Below are 25,398 nucleotides of genomic sequence, written 5' to 3' on the forward strand. Positions count from 1 at the left end.
ATATGCGGAAAAATAATGAGAAAGGGTGAATATTCGTGCCGGCGAAAACAGGCGAACAATATAAACAAGGGTTAAAAGAAGCGAATAACAATGTCTACATTCATGGGGAACGCGTCGAGGATCCCACGACTCATCCAGCGTTCAAAAATGTGATCGATTCCATGGCGAACCTCTATGATCTACAGTACGAAAAGCCGGAGAAAATGTTGTACACGTCACCAACGAGCGGTGAAAAAGTTGGAATGACATTTCTTCGCCCGGAATCCATTGAGGATCTAGTCAAAAGGCGTGAAGCGATTCAAGAATGGGCAAGAACATCCGGTGGGATGATGGGACGTTCACCTGATTACCTGAACGCAGAAGTTATGGCGATGGGCGTTGCCAATGATCTTTTTGCAGAAGATGATCAAATGTTTGCGGATAATGCCCGCAGGTTCTATGAATATGCACGGGAAAATGACATCAGCTTGACCCATACGCTCATCCATCCCCAAGTTAATCGTGAAAAAGCGCAACACGAACAAAAGGATGCAAACGTGGCCCTGCATTTAAAAGAAAAACGTGAAGACGGCATCATCGTAGAAGGGGTACGCCTGCTAGCGACTCAAGGCGGAATCACTGATGAAATACTCGTTTTCCCTTCAACCGTAAAACCGGCTGGAGAACTTGATGATCCGTATTCGCTTGCTTTCGTTGTGCCAAATAATACAGATGGATTGAAATTTATTAGCCGTGAATCATTCGATTACGGAAAATCAGAATGGGACCATCCGTTGGGCAGCCGTTTTGAAGAAGGCGATGCCATCGTATATTTTGATAACGTTTTCGTGCCGTGGGATCGTGTCTTCGTCTGTGGAAACTCTTCCATTTGTAACCGTACTTTCTTAGAGACGAACGCGGTTGTTCATATGTCTCACCAAGTGGTAGCCAAAAATGTCGTAAAAACAGAGTTCGTTTTGGGTACGGTGCTTAAACTTATGGAATCAATCGGGATCGACGGGTTCCAACATGTGAAAGATAAAGGAACAGAGATCATGTTGGCGTTGGAAACGATGAAATCTCATTTATACCGTGCCGAGCAAAACGCAACGTTAGATAAATGGGGAACGATGACACCTGATTTTGAAGCTTTAAATGCGGCGAGAAATTGGTATCCGAATGTATATCCACGGTTGGTTGAAATCTTGAGAATTTTGGGTGCGTCCGGTTTGATGGGCATACCAACTGAAGCTGATTTTCAAAATGAAGAGCTTGGACCGATCGTGAATCGCGCGCTCCAGTCTAAGAATATGGAAGGATATGAACGTGTGAAACTTTTCCGTTTAGCCTGGGACCTTACACTCAGTTCATTCGGAAGCCGTCAAATGCACTACGAGTACTACTTCTTTGGAGATCCTATCAAAATGAGAATGAGTTATTTTGACAGCTATGATAAGGAACCATACAAAGCCTATGTTCAAGATTTTTTGGATCAAGTAAAATCATCAAAACCAGGGCATGTCAATTCATAAATGGGGGAGAAGCAAATGAATTTTGATATTATCCGTGCAGGCCGTGTCGTTTTCCATGTCGAAGATTTAGAGCGTTCAAAGACGTTTTATGATGCCCTCGGCTTCATTGAAACTGAACGTGATGATCACCATATCTATTTACGGGGGTTAGAAGAGCACAACCACCACAGCATTTGTTTGAAAAAAAGTGATGAACCCGTTGCTGAAGTCATCAGTTACAAAGTATCTGACGATCGTCACTTGGATGAGCTTGCTTCCTTTTTTGAAAAAAAGGGACAGCCGATTAAATGGAAGGGAGCAGGAGAGGAAAAAGCGCTTGGCCGTACGTTGCGCACTACGGATAATTCCGGGCTCACAATAGAATTTTATGCTGAAATGGAACAGGCAGAGATCATGCTGCAGCGCTATGATTTATACAAAGGCGCCAATGTCCAGCGTATTGACCATTTTAACTGTATGGTTCCGGATGTTGAATCGGCGTATAATTTTTATATTGATGAACTCGGGTTCAGGTGTTCAGAGTATACCGCGGCCGATGACGAAAAAATATGGGCAGCTTGGCTGCACCGGAAACAAAGTGTCCATGATGTTGCATTCATGAACGGAGTAGGTCCACGCCTCCACCATGTTGGTTTTTGGTTGAACGATCCGATGAGTCTCATCAACGGCTGCGATGTATTGGCCGCATTGGATTATGGTCCGAATATCGAAAGAGGGCCGGGACGTCATGGATTATCCAACGCCTTTTTCCTCTATTTACGAGATCCTGATGGTCATCGTATAGAATTGTACACTGGAGACTATTTGACCAGTGACCCTGATTTCAAACCAAAACGTTGGGATCTGGATGATCCGAAACGTCAAACTTTTTGGGGACATGAAGCTCCGGACAGTTGGTTTGAAGAGGCCACACAGTTTTTGGATCTGAATGGAAAGAAAACGGAGACTTCTGAGCCGCTTTTAGAGAAGAGAAAACCGAACTTCGTGATATAAATAATGAAAAATGAGGTGAAAACCATGGATGATAAATTGTTCAGAGCAGCAATGGGGAAATTCGCGACAGGCGTGACCATTATAACGACGGAAATTGATGGTGAAGTTCGCGGAATGACGGCGAATGCCTTCATGTCAGTATCAATGGATCCTAAACTCATATTGATCTCTGTCGGCCATAAAGCAAAAATGAAGGAACAGATTGAAGCATCAGGACAGTTCGCAGTCAATGTGCTCTCGAATGACCAAAAGGAAATGTCTATGATATTCGCCGGACAGAAAACAGATACACACGATGTAGAATTTAATTATTTTGAAGGACTGCCGGTTATTGATAACTCTCTGGTCTCTATCGCTTGCGATGTTCATAACAGTCACGATGAAGGGGACCACACATTATTCATCGGAAAAGTAAAGAATATAGAGATCCAAGACGGCGATCCATTGGCGTTTCATGAGGGTTCCTACAAGCAATTACAAGAAGCGTAAGTTATAAACAGGTTCTGTACTTTATCCGACGGAGGTTAGCCTTTGTCGGATAGTTGTTTATCATTAAGAGTAGTAGTATCTAAGGAGATCGATCTGTCAACTGTAAGACATTCCTTCATATAAGGGAAACAGCATAAATCATTTCCCTCCATAAGTTCATAAAGTCCTGGTCAATCTGTGCGAGAGGTGGAAGAGTATGAATGAGTTTCAAGTAAGCAACGGAATATTCTTTCCACCCTTTCAACCAAATCTTGAAATAGATACAGACTATTATATAGAACATAGAACGAATAGTTATTTGCATCAAACGAGCTTGCTATTTTACCAGTTTCAATCAAAAGAGAAAGAACAAATCCCTGTTATTCCTGACGGTTGTGTCGATATTTTGTTTTGTTGCCAATCAGAAAATTCTTATGCCACTATTTATGGAAGTGTTTATCATGAACAGCCAATAACCATTCGTAAAAACTGCGAGTACTTTGGTGTAAGAATCCCTCCAGCGTATACGATAGAAGGTTTAAAACCCTCCATGAAAGAAATATTTAATCGTAACTATCCACTAGCTGAAACAGTGCCATTAATGACGTTCATTGAAGAACTATTCGTCAAGGAACATGATTTCCAAGGGAAGGTCAAACTTTTCATGGACTATTTTGGCCCTATTATTAAGCCTAATTACACCTCTAAAAGTTTAATCGGACATGGGCTCAATCATATCTATACAAAATATGGTCAGACCAGTATACAGGAATTAGCAGAAGAAACTGGTTATTCCACAAGATATTTAAGGAAAAAGTTCAATGATAACATCGGTATCTCACCGAAACTATTAAGTGATATTATACGTTTTCAATTTGCATTAAGGTTGTTAAAAAATAAATATGCAATAGAAGATGTCATTTTTGAAAGCGGCTATTATGACCAGCCTCATATAATCAAAGAATTTAAGAAATTTGGATCCATCACGCCTCAACAATTTATAAACACTTTTAATTGTAAGTAGCCCAACAGCATAGTCCTATTCCGATTTTTACAATAGAAGTATGAACTTTCCCTTTATGATGAAAATGTGAAGATGTTTTTGTGAAAGTCACAATTATAAGTTTTTATCTGTGAAATGGGAGGTTTATTAATGAAGGATATCTCATTGAAATCAAATGTGCACGAACTTACTGAATTGGACAAGAAACATTTTTTACACCCATTAACTCCACCCAAAATGCAATATGAACAGGGACCGCCAATTATTGTCTCAGAAGGCAAGGGTGTCTATGTCAAAAATGAAAGCGGTGACACGTACATTGATGGTATGTCGATGTTGTGGAATGTAAACCTTGGACATGGACAAGAGGAACTGGCAGAAGCTGCAAAAGAACAAATGAAAAAAATGGCATTTAGTTCATCTTTTAATGGTTATTCCAATGAGCCGGCCATCCGTTTATCCGAAAAGATTGCTTCGCTTGCGCCTGGAGATATGAATGTCGTTTTTTTTACATCCGGTGGGTCTGAAGCCAATGACACTGCTTTCAAACTGGCAAGGTATTACTGGAAACTAAAAGGACAGCAAGACCGGGGTAAAGTGATCAGCTTAAGCCGCAGTTATCACGGAGTGGCTCAAGGGTCAACAAGTGCCACTGGAATACCAGAATTCAATAGCATAGTAGGTTCACAAGCTCCGGACTACCTTCATGCCGAGCCGCATCTATTAGATTGTGAACGTGGAGACAGAGATAATGAACATTATCACAAAAGTGTAAGAGGGATTATTGAACAGGAAGGGGCAGAAAACATCGCCGCCATTATTTTAGAGCCGGTAATGGGCGCAGGTGGTGTGTTCACACCTCCTGAAGGATATTTGCAAGCGCTTCGGGACTTGTGTGATGAGAAAGATATTTTGATGATTACAGATGAAATCATTTGCGGATTTGGCCGTACAGGAGAGAACTTTGGGGTGGATAACTGGAATGTTACACCTGATATGTTGACATTTGCAAAAGGAAGCACGAGTGGCTATATTCCACTTGGCGGTGTTGTGATGCGAGAGAAAATTCGTGATGAAATGCTTCAATCCGAAGATGTTTTATTCCATGGTTTCACTTACAGTGGTCACCCTACCTCTTGTGCAGTAGCATTAAAAAACCTCGAAATTCTTGAACGTGATAATATTAAAGACAATGTCAAAAATATGGAGCAAGTATTTAAAACAGAGTTACAGAAATTAGAAGATAAACATCAACACGTAACAAAAACAAGAGCTATAGGGCTCCTTGGAGCGTTTGAATTATATAAAGATCGTAATAAAGAGGAACCTTTTGACCCCGAAGTTGGGGCGGCTTTTAAAGTAGTAGATGAATGTTTTAAACGTAATTTAATTCTGCGTTTCATTGACTGGAAAGGGTCAAATATTGTAGCAATTGCACCGCCATTAATTGTTAACAAGCAAGAAATGGAGGATATTTTCAAAATCATTGATGAGGCATTAACAGCATTTGAAAATGCTTTTGACTCGTTTTAACGCAACACTCGTGCAACGTTTCTTAAGCCCTTTCCTTCTAAATAATTCAACGGGATCCAAAGGCAGTTTGACCTTCACACTGTGGGACAAATCGTACAAAAAAGTCGAAACTCGTGTCCTTCTGCCATATACAGTCGTCCATCAATCTGTTTTCGGCAGTTGACCAAATATCAGACCGATAGAAAGTGCCTATCGATCTGTTTTCGGCGATTAACCAAATATCTGATCGTTAGAAAGCATCCATCGATGGTCGATCAGATTCTAGACCGTTTGACCCACCTCTCGCGAATTTTTGTGGACGATTGTTAGAAAGAACTTCTTAAACACGACACTAGGAAGGTAAACTACACTAAAATATGGGGGAGTTAATATGGAATTTCAGTATGGCATTCCAAGTCAGGCAACTTTTGGTCATGGTGTAGTTAAAAAAGTGGGGGAAGTATTAAGTGAGTTAGAAGCTACGAAAGTTTTATTTGTTTGTGATGAAGGGGTTAAAAAAGCTGGAATCGTTGATAAGGTACAAACTTACATGGAAGAGAAGAATGTGGCAATTGTTCCATACTCCAATGTTGTGCCGAATCCTCCGGAAACGGTTTTAGATGAAGGGGCTGATTTAGCGAAAAAAGAACAGGTAGAGGCAGTTGTTGCTGTTGGCGGAGGGAGTTCGATAGATACCGCAAAGGCGCTCAATATTTTAATTACAAATCCAACCCCGATTAACCAATATGATGGAATCAATAATATAAAAAATCCGACAAAACCTTTAATCGCCATTCCTACAACTTCAGGAACAGGAAGTGAAGTAACTTCTATCACCGTTATTACGGATACAAAACAAAAAAAGAAAATGGTGATCGGAGGCCGTCATTGCGGAGCGGATATTGCTTTGGTGGATCCTGAATTAACAATGGGACTGCCGCCGACGATTACAGCTGCAACGGGGATGGATGCGCTTACTCATGGAATCGAATCGTATGTTTCTAATTTCGCTTCGGTACCAAGTGATGTGAATGGCCTGAAGGCAATAGAACTAATCTCTAACAATATTGTCGAAGCCTATCAAAATGGGAACAATGTAGAGGCTCGTACGAATATGCTACTTGGGAGTATGCTCGCCGGTTACGCATTTAATTCAGCATTACTTGGACTGGTTCATGCAATAGCCCATCCGCTTAGTGTATATTGCGGTCTGCCGCACGGTGTTGCAAATGCTTCTACGTTGTCGTATGCAATGGCCTTTAATGCGAGGGACGAGAATGTCCAAAAACTGTATAGAGATATTGGCAGGAGTATGGGTGTTCAGGTAGATGGCTTATCAGATGTAGACGCCGCTTACAAAACACTGGAAGCGATAAAGAGTTTGTCTGATCAAGTTCAAATTCCTACATTAAGTGAGGCAGGGGTTAAACGAGAGCAATTTGACGTTTTAGCAGAAGCAACATTGAACGAAGAAATCAGTATTATGGCTAACCCTACTAAAGTTACCAAGGAAGATGTTTTGGAAATCCTGGATCTTGCATACCTAGGTTCAGATATTCAGGACATAAAATATTTACAGTCGACGGTTAAATAATAATGGAGGGAGAGTAAAGGTAAATGTCATACACATTAGACACATCGTTAGTTAGTCAATTATCAAAAAGCTATATTAATGGAAAATGGGTAGATGGAAAAAGCGGGAAAGATTATGACATAAAAGACCCTTATGATGATTCTATTGTTTCCACTGTTCAGCTTGCAAATAAAGAACAGATACAAGAAGCATTTAAGACAGCTAAAGAAGCGCAGAGAGAATGGAAAAAAACGAGCGCAGATGAAAGAAGAGAAATATTAACGAGAGCTTTAAATTATCTGAAAGAAAATAAAGAAGACATTCTTAAACTGATCATCCGCGAAACCGGTGGTACTGCATTAAAAGCGGAAGTAGAATTCGGCTTTGGTGTCGGCGATATGGAAGATGCTATTCCAATGGTGGATGAAATCTATCAGCCCAAAGACTATACGTCTAACACACCTGATAAATTAAATCGTGTGTATCAGTTACCACTTGGCGTCATTACGTCAATTACCCCATTTAACTTTCCACTAAATATGGCAACGAGGACCATTTTTCCTGCGCTCGCACTAGGAAATTCGGTGGTTCACAAACCGGATGTTCAAGTTGGTCTTGTTGGCGGACAAATTTTCGCTAAAGCTTTTGAAGAAGCAGGGCTCCCGGCAGGTGTGTTCAACTCGATCTTAACCGATGTTGACGAAGCCGGGGATGAGTTTATAACCAATCCAAACGCCGACTTTATTAGCTTTACAGGATCCCCTGCAGTTGGAAGACATATTAAGGAAAAAACAAGTACAAGCATGAAGCCATTGGCACTCGAGCTTGGCGGAAACAACCCGTTAGTGATCCTTGAAGACGCTGATGTAGATCATGCTGTAAATATCGCTACATTTGGTAAATTTATGCATAATGGGCAAATCTGCGCGATCACAAACCGCACGATCGTTCATGAAAATGTTTATGATGAATTTATTCAAAAATATACGGAGCGTGTGAAAACACTTAAAGCGGGAGATCCGAAAGACTCGGAAACGATTATCGGCCCGTTAATTAATGAGGAACAGGCAGATAAAGTTATGGACTTAGTTGGGAAAGCAAAAGATGAAGGGTTAAAGGTTGCTGTTGAAGGAGAGCGCAACGGGAATGTTATTTCTCCTTATGTATTTGTGGACGTACCAAATGAATCAACACTTGCTTCCACAGAAATTTTTGGCCCGGTTGCTCAAGTTATCCAGGCAAAAAGTGATGAGGATGCCATCCGGATTGCAAACGACACAGAATTCGGCCTTTCCGCAGCAATCGTAACAAATGACCTCGATAAAGGGGAGCGATTGGCACTTGAAATTGAGTCTGGAACCACGCACGTAAACGATATGCCGGCGGTGTTAGAGGCAAATGTTCCATTCGGCGGCGTGAAAAATAGTGGTATCGGCCGTTTTGGTCATGAATGGGCAATAGAAGAGCTGACAACAACTAAATGGGTGTCCGTGCAGAAAGAAAAACTTGATTATCCATTCTGATATAGATTTATAGAAAATAATGGTGAACTGGCCGTAAGGACCGTTCACCATTATTATTGACTGGAGACTTTACGTCCACTGTTTAAACGTATCCCAAATCACTTTGCTGGCATCCATTTGCTGGCTCACTTTTCCGTTGGAAGTAGGAGATTGAATTTTCGGTCCTCCCGGCCATGTGTGCCCTCCGCCTTTTACTTGATAAAACGTAACAAGGGGAGTCTTATTTTGACCCATATACTTTGTCTGTTCAATGCGTGTTGGGTCTTTGAGTTCTAAAGGTGGGATTCGCTCTGTTTTTACATGATTGGATCGATAAGCAACTGTCTCTGCGGTTTCACGTGCACCCAGCAAACCGGTAACGGCAAAGGATTTTTCACCGGCAGCATCTGCATTGGAAAAGGGCACAACCGGGTCAGCATCGCCCATGATAAAAATCAAAGGGGGCAAAGCTTTCACATTACTTTGCAAATGTTTTGGAAGTGGCCCGGCGACACCGGCAATCGCTGCAAATGTATCTGGGCGTTCAATCGCGAGACGGAAGCTGAAGCTTGAGCCATTTGAAAAACCGGTCGTGTATAAGCGTTGCCCGTCGATATTGTAGGAAGTTTGCCATTTGATGATTAAGGCTTGAACAAATGCGACATCATCAATGTTGGCTATATAAGCAGGATTATCTTGTGACCCTTCGTTCCATCGTTTGGAAAATGGGTCAGACTCATTTGCATTTGTCGCTTCAGGATAGAGAACGAAAAAATTTTCTTTCTCTGCCAGTTCATGAAATTTTGTTAAGTGGCTATGATGCTCACCGCTGCTTCCTGCCCCATGAAAGCTAAGCAGGAGCGGAAGCCCGTGATTACCGTCGTAAAATGTTGGAACGTAGTACAAAAAAGATCGTTCTAGTCCCTGGATGTTTATTGTTTCTTTTGTTAATTTTCCTTTTTGCATATCTATCCAACCTCTTGGAAATTACATATTTTTGGTAGAATCATCGTTTTGTTCTACTTTCCTTTCCTCTTTATTCTCATCTAATTTTGTTAACGTCCACCCTGTATAAGCATAAAAGAGGGCGATAAACGGAGTGACCAGACTTAAGAATACAAAGAATACATATTCCATGCCAACATTTAACGTAGTCATCACAAAAGCGCCGATGACTCCCCACGGGATGAGGGGGTGTAGAATGGTTCCTCCATCTTCGACCGTCCGACTCAAGTTCTTCGGGTGGAGGTTGTGATGTCGGTAAGAATCTTCATACATTTGTGCCGGCAGGATTATAGATAGGTATTGCTCTCCTGTGACAACGTTGACCCCAAAGGAAGAGGCTAATGTGGATGCAATGGTATTTCCTCGACTTCTAAGAGCTTGCTTGATTCCCTCGATTAAGGCTGCTGCTATTCCGATCCCTTGGATTAACCCCCCGAACGCAAGCGCGATGATAATCAAGGAAACACCGAAGAGCATACTTTCTAAGCCGCCTAGGGTCAAGAGTTCATCAATGGCTTCATGTCCGGTTTCAGCTTCATACCCAAAATGGGCAGCATTGATGATATCCCCGAAGGTGCTACCGGGCATAGTAAAGAATGTCGTCAAGGCAGCAACTATCAACCCTAGCGAAAGTGCAGGAATAGGTTTGATTCTTTTCATTGCTAACCCAATAATAACTAGCGGAGATAACAGCGTGACAATGCTAATCGGGAATTCAGATTGAAGCACTTGCATCATCTCATCAATCTGACCGGTGCTGGCAGCACCATCATGGGTAAAAACCCCAATGAGTCCAAAAATAATCAAGGCAATGATCAGAGCCGGGATAGTCGTCCATAGCATGTGACGAATATGTTCAAAGATGTTTGTCTTAGCTGCCGCGGCTGCAAGGTTAGTCGTGTCAGAGAGCGGAGAGAGTTTGTCGCCAAAAAGCGCACCGCTAACAATTGCGCCGGCGGTCATTGCAGGCTCTACCCCCATGCCATAAGAGACCCCCATTAATGAAACACCGATGGTCCCCATTGCACTTAATGAACTTCCGGTCATAATAGCCACAATAGCGGTAATAATGACAGTAGAAATTAAAAAAGTAGCAGGGGAAAGAATTTGTAAGCCATAATAGGTAATCGTTTGTACAGTGCCGTTTAAAACCCAGACCCCGATTAATGTTCCAATCAAACTCAGAATGAGTATTGCGGGGATACCATTTGAAATCCCTTTCACAATTTCCCCTTCCATCTCATGCCATCGGTATCTTAGTTTAAAGCCATAGACGGCAGCAACCATAATCCCTATCAATATAGGGATATGGGGTGCTGCTTCATAATAAAGAATACTCACCGCCAGAATCGCGATAATAATTAATAATACCAGTGCAGATCCTTTTGTAGATGCTTTGTGTTCCATAATAATCCCCCTCGGAGTTTCTGGACTTACATCCGATGAACAGCAATCCCAAACACATCATCAGACGCTTCGAGCCAGGCTTCATTTAAGCTTGGATGCGGGTAATAAGGGTAGGACAAGTCCTCGATGCGGGCGCCCATCTCCAACGCTTGAATCGCTTGGCTGATAAGCTCGACGGCGCCTGCTCCCAATGAATGGAAGCCTAAGATCACATCTGTTTCTTTTTCACTAATGATCTTAAAGAGCCCTTCATTTTTATTAGTAATGGAAGCGTAACCATTTGAGCGTAGCGGAAACGTACCAACATTAATGTCATAGCCGGCTTTCATCGCCTCTTCTTCCGTTAGACCGGTGGTGGCAATGGGTCTGATGCCATGGGTGACCATTGGACAAGCCCACGGATCCCATTCACTTTTTTCTCCGGCTATCCGTTCAGCCGCTACTTTTCCTTGTTTGATAGCTTCGACGGCAAGCGAGCCGTGTGAGGTAACGTCCCCCACCGCGTAAATGTGAGGTTGATTTGTTTGTGCTGTCGCTGTAATTGGTATAAATCCTCCGTCAATGTTTTCTATCCCCCCGGTGTCAAGAGCTAAAGCGTCTGTATTGGCTACCCGGTTACATGATAAAAAGAGATGGGAGGCGGTGATGGTTTGCTCTTTTTCTCCTGAGAACACGGTAGCTTCAACCTGTTCCTCAAAAGGAGAGACATTTACGAGCGAACTGTTTTTTAATACCTTCACATTATTTTTTTTGAAAAGCCTGGTCAGTTCCTTATTAATATCCTGGTCATATGACCACGGTCCATCGAGTGCTAAGGTTATTTCGGTCCCGAAAGCGGTATAGGAAGACGCGACTTCGATCGCATGGTAATCGGAACCGAAAACAATTAAGTGTTCGGGCAGGTCAGTTTGTTTGTAAATGGAGGTAGGATCGAGAATCCTTTCATGGTTCATATCAAAACCGTCGGGCCGAACATACGAAGACCCCGTAGCGATCACCGCCTGTTTAAATTGATATTTCTCAAAAGAATCACCATTCTCTATCCCTATCTGGTCCTCCGATAAAAACTTGGCTTCCCCTTGGATGACTTCAACGCGATGTTTTTTTAATAGTGATTGCACGCCACCCGTCAATTGTTTAATGAGTGCGGATTTTTTTTGTTGTAATTCGGCCAGATCAAATGTTGGTAATGGCACATTTATCCCGTATGGAGGCATATCATTGGCATCACGTAACCGCTTGGCTGCTTCGGCAAAAAGTTTCGAAGATATGCAGCCATTGCGAATGCATACGCCACCGGGCATATCTTTTTCAATTAAGGCCACTTCTTGACCAAGCTGTGCGGCCCGGATGGCTGCGTGATAGCCACCAGGCCCTCCTCCTATTATAATGACGTCTTTTTCGTGGGCAAAATCTCCGACGACCAACTATATCAACTCCAAAGTCAGTAAATTTGGGTTCTCTATGAATTGTTTTAAACGTCGACAAAACGCGATTGCTGTTAAGCCGGTGACAGCACGAGGATCAAACAGTAAAGTGGTATCGGCCATGGATCGAACGGTGATTTCCTGATGATAGACAGCTGCCTTTTCTTGAACCGGGCTAAAAAACAGCATGCCGGTTTGAGGGTCTTCATCAGAAATCGACCCGATATCGCTTTCGTTTTCGAGATGATGGATGGCGAATGTATAATTCCGATCATGTTCTCCATTAGATGAAGGTTTTTCAATGTTTAAAATGGAAGATTGATCTACATTTGGGATCACTTTTGGTTCCATGTGAGGTTGGGTCACGCTTATATGGCAATCCGATGCGAAATGCACTTTTGCCTCTGCTTCATCAATAAGTGCATTTAATGAAGGATAAGCCTTTAATGCGACTTGAGCAGCTTTTATGATAAATGAATGCAGGGAAATGCCCCATTCTTTTTCGAGCTTAAGAAGTTTCGTGAAATCCATCTCTTCAGTGTGGATGCCGCTAGGTGTCTGTGTAAGTGGCAGGATTTCCCGGATTTGGCGTTCCGCAGTCGGCTCTTGTTTAGTATTTGTAACCGTGTCATTAGAAGACGATGTTGTATGAGAGGTGTCCATCTGTGGTGTTGTTGCTTGCTTGATATAATTATAGACATCTTCGTCCATGACCCGACCGGCCGGACCGGTTCCCCCTACCTGTGCCATATCAACGTCGTTATCTCTCGCAATTTTACGTGTATAAGGCGATGCCAATTTCCATGGCGGAGCGGGAGATTTTTGTTGCAACGATTCTCCAAATGAAGGCGTTGGTTCTTTAGATGAAGCTACTGGCTCTGGCGTCTCATTTAATGCTTCGCCGGGTTCATCAATTTTAAGAATTGTATCCCCAACTTCAATAACGTCTCCAACGTTTGCTTCGATGTTACTCACCACCCCTTTTGATGGCGCGGTGAGTTCGGCGGTCATTTTATCCGTTTGTATTTCCACGAGCGGTGCGTCGGTTTCTACCGATTCTCCGGTATCAACCAAAAAACGTAGAACTTCCGCTTCGTGCATCCCCTCTCCGATGTCATGCAACTTTACGTCCACCATTGATACAACCCCCTTTGTGTTAAAAATTCACTGCATTGACGATTGCTGCTTTAATTTTTGCGGCACTTGGCAAATAGTCTTGTTCTAATGAATAAACGGGTACCGGAGTGTCGAAGCCGGTGACTCGCTGGATTGGCGCACGCAAGTAAAGAAACGATGTGTCATTAATGAGTGAGATGACATCATTGCTAACCCCGCCGGTGGCCGGCGCTTCATGGACGATGGCGGCACGGCCGGTTTTTTGTACGGAAGCTGTGATTGTTTCTTTATCCAGAGGATAGAGTGTTCGCAAATCAATCACTTCACAAGAAATATTTTGTTCTTCTTCTAATTTCTCGATCGCTTTCATCGTATCCATGACCATTGCTCCCCATGTAAAGACAGAGATATCATCACCTTGTTTGAGCACGGATGCACGGCCGATGTCGATGGTATATTTTCCATCAGGCACTTCTGTACGGTTGGAGCGATAGCAACGCAACGGTTCTAAAAACATGACGGGGTCAGGATCGTCGATGCTCGTGATCAAAAGCCCTTTCGCGTCATAGGCATTAGATGGAACAACGACTTTTATCCCCGGCATATGCGTGAATAGACTCTCGACGCTATCAGAATGAATTTCAGGGGCTCGGACACCGGCGCCGTATGGTGCACGCACAACTAACGGGACAGTAAATCGCCCTAGCGAGCGTTGCCGTAACCGTGTTGCATGGGTCATGAGCTGGTTGAATCCAGGATAAATAAATCCTAAAAATTGAATTTCTGCAATGGGTCGAAAACCATTGGCTGCAAGACCGATGCTATTTCCGATAATGCCTGATTCGGAAATTGGTGTATCAATGATACGTTCTTCCCCGTATTTTTCATGCAGACCTTCTGTGGCACGAAAGACACCACCGTTCACGCCAATATCTTCGCCAAGAATGATGACGTCTTCATTTTCTTTTAGCATTTCGTCCATCGCGTTACGGACGCCTTCAATCATGGTCATCTTTTTGGTATTCACTGCTGGGCTTACCATTGTTATTCCTCCCCTTGTACTGCAAGATGTTGATTGACTTGCTCTTGAATCGTCCAGGTTGGCCGATCATATACATAGTCAAAAAGTTGTCTCAGGTCAGGTTCAGGGTATGCTTCCATTTCAGCGATAGCGGTTTCAATTTCATCCGTAATGTCTTCTTCGATCGTTTTGAGCCAATCTTCGTTCCAGGCGTTTTGCGTTTGTAAATAACGTTGAACGCGGAGAAGGGGGTCGGTCGTTTCCCGCCGTGTTTCCGATTCATTTTGGTCACGGTACTTTGAAGCGTCATCTGCAGTAGTGTGAGCGCCATACCGCCATGTGACGGCTTCGATTAATGTTGGTCCTTGGTTTGCTCGTGCTCGATCGACCGATTCTTTCGTCGCCGCATAAACAGCCAGCACGTCATTTCCATCGATTCGCAAGCAATTCATGTCATAAGCGAGCCCTTTTTGCGCGATGGTTTTTGTTTTCATTTGGCGTTTCATCGGAACGCTAATGGCATATCCGTTGTTTTGATTGAAAAAGACTGTAGGGATGTTGAAAACGCTCCCAAAGTTTAACGCTTCGTGAAAATCGCCTTCCGAAGTTGCCCCATCCCCAAAATACACGAGGGAAACACGGTCCGAACCATGTTTTTTTTCTGCCCAAGCTGCTCCGGTAGCGTGTAACAGTTGAGATGCTATCGGAATGCCCGGCGGAAAAATGTTGACCCCTTCCGGAGGAACGTTCCCTTCCGGGCGACCGCGCCAATTTAGAAGCAAATTTCGCATGGAGTGACCAAATGTCAAAGTAGCCGCGTGGTCCCGATAAGTCGGAAATATCCAATCACCTTCACCAAGCGCGACAGCGCTCCCGATTTGTGCAGCTTCTTGCCCTTCGTACGGGACGTATGTGCCAATTTTGCCTTGACGTTGCAAGTTGACACATTTTTTATCAAGCATTCGAGCACGCAACATTTGATAGTAAAAAGATTTTACTTGTTCTGTTGAAATATCGTTCATGGCATCCGAATCAACAATCGCTCCATCTTCGTTGATGATTTGCTGCATCGGGAAATCTTCTATCATCTCGCATCAACCTTTCGATTGTAGTCATTTTCCATGTCGCTGTAGAATCTCTTCCAGAGCATCGATAAATAAACGATTTTCTTCTTCAGTACCAATGGTGACGCGAATCATTGTCGGATAGCCCATCAAGTGCCCCGGTCTTATAATGATTCCCTTTTTCAAAAGTTCGTCGTTGATGGTTTCACCAGGTATGTTTGTATCCACCATGATGAAATTCGTGTGTGTAGAAAAATAGGAAAGCCCTAACCTTTGAAAGGCATCTTCCAAATAAAGCCGCCCATTATTGTTTTGTTCCTGCGTCTCTTTCTTGAAGGCATCATCATCTAAACAAGCATAGGCGGCTGCTTGAGCAAAACGGTTCACGTTAAACGGTTCTTTACTTTTCAGCAGTTCTGAAACAATCACGGGATGCACAATCCCATAGCCCACCCGCAATGACGCTAGGCCATAAATTTTGGAAAAGGTACGAAGGATTATTAAGTTCTCGTATTCATCCAAAAATTTAATAGATTGGAAATAATCACTCGTGCGTATATATTCGTAATACGCTTCGTCTATAATAACAAGGATATGTGATGGAATACGTTTGATAAAAGCTTCAAGTTCATGTGCAGGAACCATTGTGCCAGTAGGATTGTTCGGGTTACACACAATGATCATTTTCGTATTCTTAGCGATCGCGTTCTCCATAGCCTGTAAATCATGGATCCCGCCTTTTTTCATCGGAACCTCAACAGGTACGCCACCGTCAATAATGACGTTTGTTTTATACCTTGGAAACGTAACGCTCGCCATGATCACCTCATCTTTATCTTGTAAATACGTCCGGGTCAGCATGCGAATGATTTCGTCGGAACCATTTCCGAGAATGAGTTGATTCGCACTCACCCCTATACGTTCGGCGAGTTTATTCGCTAGCACCGGCGCGGTAATTTCGGGATATAGATGCATGTTTTCCATTTCATCCGTAATTGCTTGCCTTGCAAGCGGAGAAGATCCAAACGGATTTTCATTTGAAGCCATTTTAATCACATTTGTTATACCCAGTTCTCGCTGTAATTCTTCGATCGGTTTCCCGGGTGAATACATTGAGATGTGTCTCAATTGTTGTCGTGGTTGTATTGGGCACACTTATAGACTCCTCCTTGCGATTGAGTGTTTCAGACATCATATATTTATCAGAAAAAACATGCAAGTCTGCCATTTAAAGCTTTTAAGCTTTTATGCAATAAAGTAAGGTATCACTAAAATTGAAAAATATACTGGTTAGAAATGTTCGTCTAACCTTTCTAATAGGTGTAATGAAAGGCGAAGGGCAAACATAAAAGCTTCGCAGGCACTAGATCCGGCAACGATATTGATATAAAAAACTATAGATTATAAATGTAATAAATATAGTTCCAGCGAAAATGTGGATAAATCCTTCTTAGAAACTTGTATCATGCAATGTTTAGATAAGTTGCCGAATTGATCGTATTTAAAGCTTTTTTGAATAAAAATTATTACATATTTTTAAAATGATAAACAATAATTGTCGTTGTTTTTTATTAAAATTGTTTGATACTCTTTGTTTAAGATGACGGAAATGCAGGAGGGGCGATATGGAGGTCATTCATGTAAATCACGCTGATCATGGAATTGACGCAAAGCCTCATGTAATGGCGGTTGGTTTTTTTGACGGTGTTCATTTGGGTCACCAAGAATTATTGAACCATGCAAAGGAACTGGCGAAAAAAAACAATGTTCTTTTTTCGGTGATGACTTTTAGCCCGCACCCTGATGAGGTGATTAAAGGGGATAACAACCGTAAATATTTATCTCCCTTGCCGCAAAAGATTGAAGAACTGGAAGCGATGGGCGTAGATAAATTATTTGTTACGGAATTTGACAAAACGTTTGCTTCAATTCAACCAGCTGATTTTATTCAGGATTTTATTGTAGAGCTAAATGCTATCCATGTAGTTGTAGGGTTTGATTTCACATTCGGTCATAAAGCAAAGGGAAATGTCCAGTTTCTACAAGAGGCCACAAAAGAATATCCGTTTAGTCTTTCCGTTATTCCAAAGAAAACATACTTGGGTATGAAAATAAGTTCCACTCTTATTAGAGAAATGATTCAAAAAGGCAAGATGGATTTGATCCCTTATTATTTAGGTTCACATTATAATGTAAGCGTTAACTTAATTCGATCTAAGGAGAAAGGGAGGTTAGCTGTAACTCCTAGTGGAAGTAACCTTCTACCGAACGACGGGTCGTATTATGTAGAGATCACACAAGGTAAGAGAACGATACAAGGGGAATATCATCAATACCCGGGAATGGAAAATGCGGAAATTACGAGTCATTTAATTAATCGATTGGATCAACACTGTTCACTGAAATTTCTAAGTAAAATAGAATCTGTTTCAACAGTATCGGTATAATAGCATATTCATTTAATTAAGGGGAGGAGATTTTATCATGGAAGATAAAACTTTTCGCAATGCAATGGGTCGGTTTGCCACGGGTGTTACTGTTATTACGACAAAAGCTGGTGAAGATATTCATGGAATGACTGCGAACGCATTTATGTCCATATCATTAGACCCGAAATTGATAACGGTTTCAGTTGACAACAATGCCACCATGCTTGAAAAAATAAAATCTTCCGGCCAGTTTGCCGTCAGTTTTCTTTCAGAAGACCAACAAGACATTGCCATGCACTTCGCTGGACAAACGAATGAAGAAAAGGATATTAATTTTGACATCATCAACGATGTCCCAGTGATTAAAGATGCACTGGCCTCTATTGTTTGTGATCTAGAGCGGTCATACGAAGTTGGCGATCATACACTGTTTATAGGAGAAGTAGCAGAAATTAATCTGACAGATGGAAATCCGCTAACCTTTTACAAAGGAAAATATGGCCGGTATCAATCAGTTGAATTTGCTGATACAGTATAATGACTAATGCTCCCTCCCTTTACTTTGGAGAGGGAGCATATTTTGTTTGTTTTTGACATCATATATAATTTACTATATTATATATTCACTTAGAGATGGTGGTGGATTTTGTTGTATAGATTGGGGTGAGAAAAATGACATTTAATGAAAATATTAACAATCATATTAAGGATGACGATGGTAAAATATATCTAGATGATGAACGAATGATATTAACATCAACGTCTGTTTTTGGGACGCTTAGAAAAGATTTGATGGAGAATATATCCACAGATAGAACAAAGGGTTTTCTCATTCGATACGGGTGGAATTTAGGGAAAAATGATGCACAGAAAGTACTAACTAAAAATTTTTCTTCATTAAAGGAGATTTTAAAACAGGGGCCTATTTTACATGCGTTGAAAGGGTATACAAAAGTGAAAAGGTCCGATTTGCAAATTCAATTTTCCCAAGAGGGTTCAGTTGAAGCTATCCATGTAGAAGGAATGTGGTCCGATTCGTATGAGGCCGAAGAGTATTTAAGACAATTTGGAAACTCTGAAACTTCTGTTTGTCATACGCTAGTTGGCTATGCAAGTGGCTATTATTCAGAAATCTGCCAACAGCCGGTTCTTTTTAAGGAAGCTGCCTGTAAAGCGGAAGGTTACAACGATTGCTATTATATTGGAAAGACTTTACCGGAATGGGGAGGGGAGATTGACGAGGAGCTAAAATATTTTGAAAATGCCACGATCGTCAAAGAGTTGGAGGATACGTATGATCAACTGTTGGAAGAGCGTAATAACCTTGCCAAAACCTTTGCCATTCACCAAAGATTAACCGACGAACTCGTAAATGAAAATGATTTACAATCTATTGCGGAGGTCATTTTTCAAGAGACACAATTACCTCTTGTGATAGAAGATTCAACATTTCATATGTTAGCCCATTCGGGTTTGACCCCACCTCTTTATGATGAAGTGTACGAAAATTCCGGTTCCTTATTTCATGAAAACCGCTATTTTTATGATACAAAAGAGATTGTTGGCAGATCTTTTAATCGTTTAATTACACCCATAAAGCTTAAGAAGAAGTGTGTAGGATACTGTTCTTTTATATTCAATAAAGGTGTCGATTTTTCAAAAGTAGAATATATGATACTTGAACGAGCGGCATCTGTCTGTTCCCTTTATATGTTGAATGAAAAGAGTGCGTTTGAGGCAACAGAACGAATGAAGGGTAATTTCTTAGAGCAAATAATTAATGGGAATCTAGTGTCTGAAAAAGAAATTTTAAAGCGTGGTGCTTATATTAATATAGATCTAAACAAACCGTATTACATGGTTGCTCTAAAATACAACAATCATTTCATAGACTCTGAAAATGAGTTGCTTTTTCATGAACAGGTAACGGAGGGTATCTTTCAATATTTTAAACAGAAATCGAATACGTTAATTGGACAATATGCAGGGACATTTATATTACTGATTCAGATGGAACACAGTGATGATGAAATTAAAGAATTAGGCAATAAGGTGATTAAACATTTAGACCAAAAATTTAAAGGGCATACGTTCAAAATGGGCGTAAGCACTTTAGCGGAACAAATTAACCAAGCCCCGGATCGCTATGAAGAATCTCTTACTGCATTACAAATGACTGACTTTGTAAATAATGCCATTTTATTTGATGATTTGAGTATGGCAGGTATGCTGATCCATTCCAAACATAAGGGTGCAGCGGAACAAAAAGCGAAGCAGTTATTAGGCCCATTGTACGAACAAAGGGAAGAGAATGCCGAGTTCATTAAGACACTTTATGTCTTTCTTACACATGGAGGTAACCTGGAAAAATCTATGGAGGATCTTTCTATGTCAATGAGTGGATTGAGGTATAGAATAAAAAAATTAGAGGAAATGCTTGGCCAGAAGGTCCGTGATCCATCTAATGGGTACCAACTTTTACTGGCTTTGCAGGTGCTTGTCGCTCAGAGGGAACTGACAACCGATTAATGAAAAGCTCTTCTGCCTTAAGTGCGAAAAACTTAGGGCAGGATTTTTTGTTCTGTATAAACAATAATTGTTTATACAGAACAATTTTAAGGACAACAATTGTCGTATATAACAGCGTTTTCATTTGGTATTCTAATTATATAATCCATATTTAATTGGATAAGTGGAAAAGAGCGCTGTTAAATGAGATATTCAATATTTCTAAATGGAGGTTTTTTAAATGATGAACGGCAAAGAGTATCTTGAAAGTCTAAGGGATGGGCGAGAGGTATTCTTGAACGGTGAAAAGGTGGAGGATGTTACGACACATCCGGCATATCGAAATGCTGCTCGTTCGGTTGCCCAGTTATATGATGCATTACATGATCCGGAAACATCCGATATTCTTACAACGGAATCAGAGTTTGGTTTCCGCACGCATAAGTTCTTTAAAGCTTCTAAGAGCGCAGAGGAATTACTGGGTGCTAGAGATGCAATGGCAGAATGGTCAAAATTAAGCTATGGTTTTATGGGTAGAACACCGGATTATAAAGCAGCATTCACAGCTTCTTTAGGACCCTATGCAGATTTTTACGAAGGCTTCGAAGATAACGCAAGAAGATGGTATAAAAAAGCTCAAAAAGAGGTTCCTTTCTGTAACCATACAATTGTGAACCCGCAACTGGATCGGGACCAGCCACTCCATAAAAATAAAGAAGTATTTGTCAGAGCTGTTGAAGAAAGAGATGACGGGGTGGTTGTCAGCGGCGCCAAGATGGTGGGCACGTCAGCTGCATTAACGCATTATAACTTTGTAGCAAACTATTCTCCCCAAGACTTAGGAGAAGGAGATATCAGTCACGCGATCATTTTCTTTGTACCTATGAACGCACCAGGGCTAAAGGTTATTAGTCGTCAATCCTATGAAGAAATGGCTACCAAGATGGGGACACCTTATGATTATCCTTTATCTAGCCGTTTTGATGAGAACGATGCGGTTATTGTTTTGGATAATGTCCTTATACCATGGGAAGACATTTTAACCTATAACAATGTTGAAATAGCAAATGGTTTCAGACCCAAAACTGGTTGGCTGAATCGTTATACTTTTCAAGGGTGTACACGTTTTGCAGTTAAATTAGATTTTATGGTTGGCCTGCTTTTGAAAGCAACGGAAATTGCGGGGACGAGTAAATTTAGAGGGGTTCAGGCTAACATTGGTGAAGTGATTTCTTACAGAAATATGTTCTGGGCGATTTCAACAGCCATGGCTACAAATCCCGAACAAGGTCCGGACGGCGTTGCGTTGCCAAATTCAACGTATGCCACAGCTTATCGCACATTTGCACCATCAGTTTGGCCAAAGATAAAACAAATTTTTGAACAGGTTGTAGCAGGCGGATTGATTCAGATGCCGTCCAGCGCTAAAGATTTTCTAAACCCGGAACTCCGTCCATACTTGGATCAGTACTATAAGGGCTCCGGTGGTGTAAGTGCTGAAGAAAGGATTAAGGTTCTGAAATTAACCTGGGATGCCATCGGAACAGAGTTTGGTGGCCGCAATGAATTATATGAAATCAACTATGCCGGCAATCACGAAGGCATCCGATTAGATGCATTGAAAATGGCGGATACAGCGGGGCAAACAGATCAATACAAAGCGTTTGTTGATGAAGCATTAAGCGATTATGATCTTTTTGGTTGGACATCTAATAAATGGTTCAACCCTGAAGAAGAGTTTGAAAAAAATTTTCAATAAATGATAAGAACCCTCTCATTCAATCGAAAAGATTTGCGTGAGAGGGTATCTTTTTAGATATTTTATAATAATTATAGATTCTAAGTTTGCATTGTAATTATATATAAAATCATATATAATAACTTATATTAATTTTGTAAGCGGTTTACTTAAGTCTTATAAAGAAAGGAGACGGTGGGTCTGATGAAAAAAACATCTAGAATAAACAGTGGATTCGTAACTATAATACTGTTTTCCATATTTGCATTGACTGCCTGCGGGGATACGGAAGATGTTCAGCAAGAAGCGGACGCGACATCAGAAGAAGCATATGATAATCTCATTGTTTCTCATTTCCAGCCCGGGAATCATCCACTTCAAACAGAAGTGTTAGACGGCTTAAACGAAGATTTGGAAGAGCAAACGGATGGAAGAATATCGATGGAATTTTATCCATCCAATCAAATTGGCGACGCTGATTCTCAATATGATATGGCAGTAACGGGCGAAGCAGATGTCTCTTTAAGTGTGAGTGGTTATTCAGCGGGTAGGTTTCCGCTTGTAACCGTTATGGAATTGCCATTCATGTCAGAGTCAGCGGAGCACGCCTCAGAAATATTAAATACGCTATATGAAGAATTTCCGGAAATTCAAGAAGAACACCACGATACAAACCCATTGTTCCTTTTTTCTGCGGAACCGGCACAGATTATGAGCAGGGATCATAGAATTGAGAATCCGGAAGATATGGAAGGGTTACGTGTGCGTTCTCCATCTCCGCTAGGAAATGAGTTAATAGAATCATTAGGGGCGACACCTATTTCGATGCCCATGGGAGAAGTATATGAAGGGATTGATAGAGGTGTCATTGATGCTGCGATGGTACCGTTCGAAACGCTCTATAATTATAGTTTTTATGAAGTTGTAAACTATGTTACGGTTGGTGATTTTGCAGCGCAGCCATTTTTTAGCGTCATGAATACAGAGACCTACGAAAACTTTAGTGATTCAGATCAGGAGATCATAGATGACTTAACCGGGACAGAATTGGCGAAGGAAGCAGGAAGTGTATACGATGCTGATGGTGAAGTAGGCGTGGAGATGGCCAAGGAAGATGGTGTAGAATTCATTGAACTGGAAGGTGATGCAATGAGTCCTTGGGAAGAAGCTTTATCTCCTGCCGTTCAGGAATGGATTGAGGAGAGAGAAGAAGAAGGCTATCCTGCACAGGAGATATATGATCGAGCGAGGGAACTGGAGGAAGAACTTAGCTGAGGGAAGGGGTGATGATGTTGGATAGAGTCATTTCTAAACTTAATACGGGCTTGCTTTATGTTGCGCAGATAGCGTTGCTGATTATGGTGCTCGTTGTGACATTTGATGTCTTAGGCAGGTGGATATTTAATCAGCCTATTACCGGTTCCGTAGAAATTACGGAACTCGGTTTCTCGATGGTTATATTTTTAAGTTTAGCGTACACCCATTTAAAAGGAGAACACGTTTCCATTGATTTTATGATCGATAAATTACCTGAAAAAGGGCGCTTGATTGCTGACAGTATTATTAATGTCGTGATCGTCGTACTGATGGGTCTGGTCGCCATAAGCTTATTCTGGTATGCCCAGCGATTATTTATTTCAAATACAGTTACAGGTGATTTAGGTTTGCCCATTTATATATTTACAATCATTTCTGGGGTTGGTTCAGTTGCATTTGCTTTAACCGCCTTATTATTATCAATCAACTATATAAAAAAAGGTGGGTGAAAGATGAGTCCTGAATTAATTGGTGTCTTGGGAACAGTCGCTGTTATTGTTTTGTTTTTCCTGAAAATACCTATTGGAATTTCCTTGATAATCGTTGGTTTGCTTGGAACAACCTTAATTAGGGATTGGAGCGTTGCTTTTGCACAATTAGGACGAACGCCGTTTGATACATCTAGTGACTATTCTTTGAGTGTGATTCCCATGTTTATTCTAATGGGAATGGTATTGTCCTACACGGGAATGGGGCAAGATCTTTATCGTGCAGTTGATCGTTGGATCGGTCACTTTCGCGGTGGTTTGGCAATGGCAACGATTGGGAGTTCGGCCATTTTTTCTTCTATATCTGGGTCACTGAATGCAACAACTGCTACGGTAGCTAAAATTGCATTGCCGGAAATGGAAAAATATAGATACAAGCCGGGAATATCAACGGGGAGTGTTGCTGCAGGGGGGACACTAGGGATATTAATCCCGCCGAGTGTTATTCTCATTTTATATGGTATTCTGACGATGGAACCAATTGGCGAGCTTTTAATTTCGGGGATAATCCCAGGTATATTGCAGATACTGTTTTTTATCATCACTATAGCAATACTCGTTCGTCGAGACCCTTTTATAGCACCACCGCGGGAAAGAAAGGCCAGTTTATCCGAAAGGTTCTATGCACTTAACAAAACATGGCCGTTTATCGGGTTATTTTTAGTCAGTATAGGGGGCATTTATTTAGGTGTGTTCACCCCGACTGAGGCTGCAGGGGTGGGTGCTTTTGGAGCGCTTGCGTTTGCGCTTCTATCCAGAAAGATTGATTGGCAGAAATTAAAAGGATCTTTTAATGAAGCTGTTCGGCTAACAGCGTTTATTTTATTAATCGTCATTGGCGCAAATCTATTTGGTCAATTTTTAGCCATAAGCAGAATTCCAGTTCAATTGACCAGTTATGTTGGAAACCTTGAACTGAATCCCTATATCATACTTGTTCTTATCCTGGCTGTATTATTTATCCTGGGGTGTTTTATTGAAAGTCTAGCATTGATGGTAATCACCTTGCCCATTGTATATCCAATAATTACAGAATTAGGATTTGATGGTCTTTGGTTCGGTGTGATTATGATCATGGTTGTTAATATTGGTGCATTAACGCCGCCTCTGGGTATTAGTGTCTACGTTATCAAGGGAGTGGCACCAGATGTTCCTCTAAACACGATCTTTAGGGGAGTTGTCCCTATGATTATCGCTATGATTGCTTGTGTGGTCGTACTAATCATTTTCCCGCAGCTAGTTACTATACTGCCGGATTTAATGAATTAAGATAAGGGTGGGTATGCCTTTTGTTTTTACAAACCTAAGGTACCTTA

21 protein-coding genes are annotated in these 25,398 nt (G+C 41.5%); 14 read left to right on the plus strand and 7 right to left on the minus strand.

Going from position 1 to position 25,398, the window contains the following annotated elements; all coding sequences use genetic code 11:
- Positions 1 to 35 precede the first annotated feature (35 nt).
- The 7 genes from hpaB (at position 36) to DT065_RS14130 (ending at position 8,583) form a co-directional block, all read left to right on the plus strand.
- Positions 36 to 1,511, plus strand: coding sequence for a 4-hydroxyphenylacetate 3-monooxygenase, oxygenase component (gene hpaB, locus DT065_RS14100; protein ID WP_114374458.1), 1,476 nt, complete (start codon positions 36 to 38; stop codon positions 1,509 to 1,511).
- Between the two features lie 15 nt (positions 1,512 to 1,526).
- On the plus strand, positions 1,527 to 2,504 hold the full coding sequence (hpaD, locus tag DT065_RS14105) for a 3,4-dihydroxyphenylacetate 2,3-dioxygenase (protein ID WP_114374460.1): 978 nt from the start codon (positions 1,527 to 1,529) through the stop codon (positions 2,502 to 2,504).
- A 24-nt stretch (positions 2,505 to 2,528) separates the two neighbouring features.
- Entirely contained in the window at positions 2,529 to 2,993 is a 465-nt protein-coding gene (locus DT065_RS14110) for a flavin reductase family protein (protein ID WP_114374462.1), read from the plus strand.
- Positions 2,994 to 3,189: 196 nt separating this feature from the next.
- A complete protein-coding gene (locus DT065_RS14115) occupies positions 3,190 to 3,996 on the plus strand; it encodes a helix-turn-helix domain-containing protein (RefSeq protein ID WP_114374464.1) in 807 nt (268 codons plus the stop codon).
- A gap of 129 nt (positions 3,997 to 4,125) precedes the next feature.
- Entirely contained in the window at positions 4,126 to 5,508 is a 1,383-nt protein-coding gene (locus DT065_RS14120) for an aminotransferase family protein (protein WP_114374466.1), read from the plus strand.
- Between the two features lie 370 nt (positions 5,509 to 5,878).
- On the plus strand, positions 5,879 to 7,081 hold the full coding sequence (locus tag DT065_RS14125; RefSeq protein WP_114374468.1) for an iron-containing alcohol dehydrogenase: 1,203 nt from the start codon (positions 5,879 to 5,881) through the stop codon (positions 7,079 to 7,081).
- Positions 7,082 to 7,104: 23 nt separating this feature from the next.
- Positions 7,105 to 8,583 carry an aldehyde dehydrogenase family protein gene (locus DT065_RS14130; protein ID WP_114374470.1) on the plus strand — a complete coding sequence of 493 codons (1,479 nt, stop codon included), beginning with the start codon at positions 7,105 to 7,107 and terminating at the stop codon, positions 8,581 to 8,583.
- Between the two features lie 69 nt (positions 8,584 to 8,652).
- Here DT065_RS14130 and DT065_RS14135 read toward each other — a convergent pair whose 3' ends face one another.
- The 7 genes from DT065_RS14135 to hisC are packed head-to-tail and all read right to left on the minus strand — an operon-like array spanning position 8,653 to position 16,757.
- On the minus strand, positions 8,653 to 9,528 hold the full coding sequence (locus DT065_RS14135; protein ID WP_114374472.1) for a CE1 family esterase: 876 nt from the start codon (positions 9,526 to 9,528) through the stop codon (positions 8,653 to 8,655).
- Positions 9,529 to 9,549: 21 nt separating this feature from the next.
- Complete coding sequence (gene nhaC / locus DT065_RS14140) at positions 9,550 to 10,974, minus strand: Na+/H+ antiporter NhaC (protein ID WP_193550772.1); 1,425 nt, start codon at positions 10,972 to 10,974, stop codon at positions 9,550 to 9,552.
- Positions 10,975 to 11,000: 26 nt separating this feature from the next.
- Positions 11,001 to 12,401, minus strand: coding sequence for a dihydrolipoyl dehydrogenase family protein (locus DT065_RS14145; RefSeq protein WP_114374476.1), 1,401 nt, complete (start codon positions 12,399 to 12,401; stop codon positions 11,001 to 11,003).
- On the minus strand, positions 12,402 to 13,538 hold the full coding sequence (locus tag DT065_RS14150; protein ID WP_114374478.1) for a 2-oxo acid dehydrogenase subunit E2: 1,137 nt from the start codon (positions 13,536 to 13,538) through the stop codon (positions 12,402 to 12,404).
- A 19-nt stretch (positions 13,539 to 13,557) separates the two neighbouring features.
- Positions 13,558 to 14,559 carry an alpha-ketoacid dehydrogenase subunit beta gene (locus DT065_RS14155; RefSeq protein ID WP_114374480.1) on the minus strand — a complete coding sequence of 334 codons (1,002 nt, stop codon included), beginning with the start codon at positions 14,557 to 14,559 and terminating at the stop codon, positions 13,558 to 13,560.
- A gap of 2 nt (positions 14,560 to 14,561) precedes the next feature.
- Complete coding sequence (pdhA, locus tag DT065_RS14160) at positions 14,562 to 15,626, minus strand: pyruvate dehydrogenase (acetyl-transferring) E1 component subunit alpha (protein ID WP_114374482.1); 1,065 nt, start codon at positions 15,624 to 15,626, stop codon at positions 14,562 to 14,564.
- A 24-nt stretch (positions 15,627 to 15,650) separates the two neighbouring features.
- Positions 15,651 to 16,757, minus strand: a complete 1,107-nt coding sequence (gene hisC, locus DT065_RS14165; RefSeq protein WP_335743555.1) for a histidinol-phosphate transaminase — start codon at positions 16,755 to 16,757, stop codon at positions 15,651 to 15,653.
- A gap of 470 nt (positions 16,758 to 17,227) precedes the next feature.
- Between hisC and DT065_RS14170 the strand changes: the two genes are divergently transcribed.
- The 7 genes from DT065_RS14170 (at position 17,228) to DT065_RS14200 (ending at position 25,351) form a co-directional block, all read left to right on the plus strand.
- A complete protein-coding gene (locus DT065_RS14170) occupies positions 17,228 to 18,049 on the plus strand; it encodes an adenylyltransferase/cytidyltransferase family protein (protein WP_114374483.1) in 822 nt (273 codons plus the stop codon).
- A gap of 37 nt (positions 18,050 to 18,086) precedes the next feature.
- Positions 18,087 to 18,569 (plus strand): flavin reductase family protein, encoded by a 483-nt coding sequence (locus DT065_RS14175; RefSeq protein ID WP_114374485.1) that lies wholly within the window; start codon positions 18,087 to 18,089, stop codon positions 18,567 to 18,569.
- A gap of 134 nt (positions 18,570 to 18,703) precedes the next feature.
- Entirely contained in the window at positions 18,704 to 20,560 is a 1,857-nt protein-coding gene (locus tag DT065_RS14180; protein ID WP_114374487.1) for a XylR N-terminal domain-containing protein, read from the plus strand.
- A 220-nt stretch (positions 20,561 to 20,780) separates the two neighbouring features.
- On the plus strand, positions 20,781 to 22,298 hold the full coding sequence (locus tag DT065_RS14185; protein WP_114374489.1) for a 4-hydroxyphenylacetate 3-hydroxylase family protein: 1,518 nt from the start codon (positions 20,781 to 20,783) through the stop codon (positions 22,296 to 22,298).
- 183 nt (positions 22,299 to 22,481) lie between these two features.
- Positions 22,482 to 23,552, plus strand: a complete 1,071-nt coding sequence (locus tag DT065_RS14190) for a TRAP transporter substrate-binding protein (RefSeq protein WP_114374491.1) — start codon at positions 22,482 to 22,484, stop codon at positions 23,550 to 23,552.
- Positions 23,553 to 23,569: 17 nt separating this feature from the next.
- Positions 23,570 to 24,043 carry a TRAP transporter small permease gene (locus tag DT065_RS14195; protein ID WP_114376337.1) on the plus strand — a complete coding sequence of 158 codons (474 nt, stop codon included), beginning with the start codon at positions 23,570 to 23,572 and terminating at the stop codon, positions 24,041 to 24,043.
- 3 nt (positions 24,044 to 24,046) lie between these two features.
- Positions 24,047 to 25,351: a TRAP transporter large permease gene (locus tag DT065_RS14200; protein ID WP_114374493.1), complete on the plus strand. Its 1,305-nt coding sequence runs from the start codon at positions 24,047 to 24,049 to the stop codon at positions 25,349 to 25,351.
- Positions 25,352 to 25,398: the final 47 nt, after the last annotated feature.

Origin of the sequence: Salicibibacter kimchii (assembly GCF_003336365.1) — a bacterium.
Taxonomy (GTDB): Bacteria; Bacillota; Bacilli; order Bacillales; family Marinococcaceae; genus Salicibibacter; species Salicibibacter kimchii.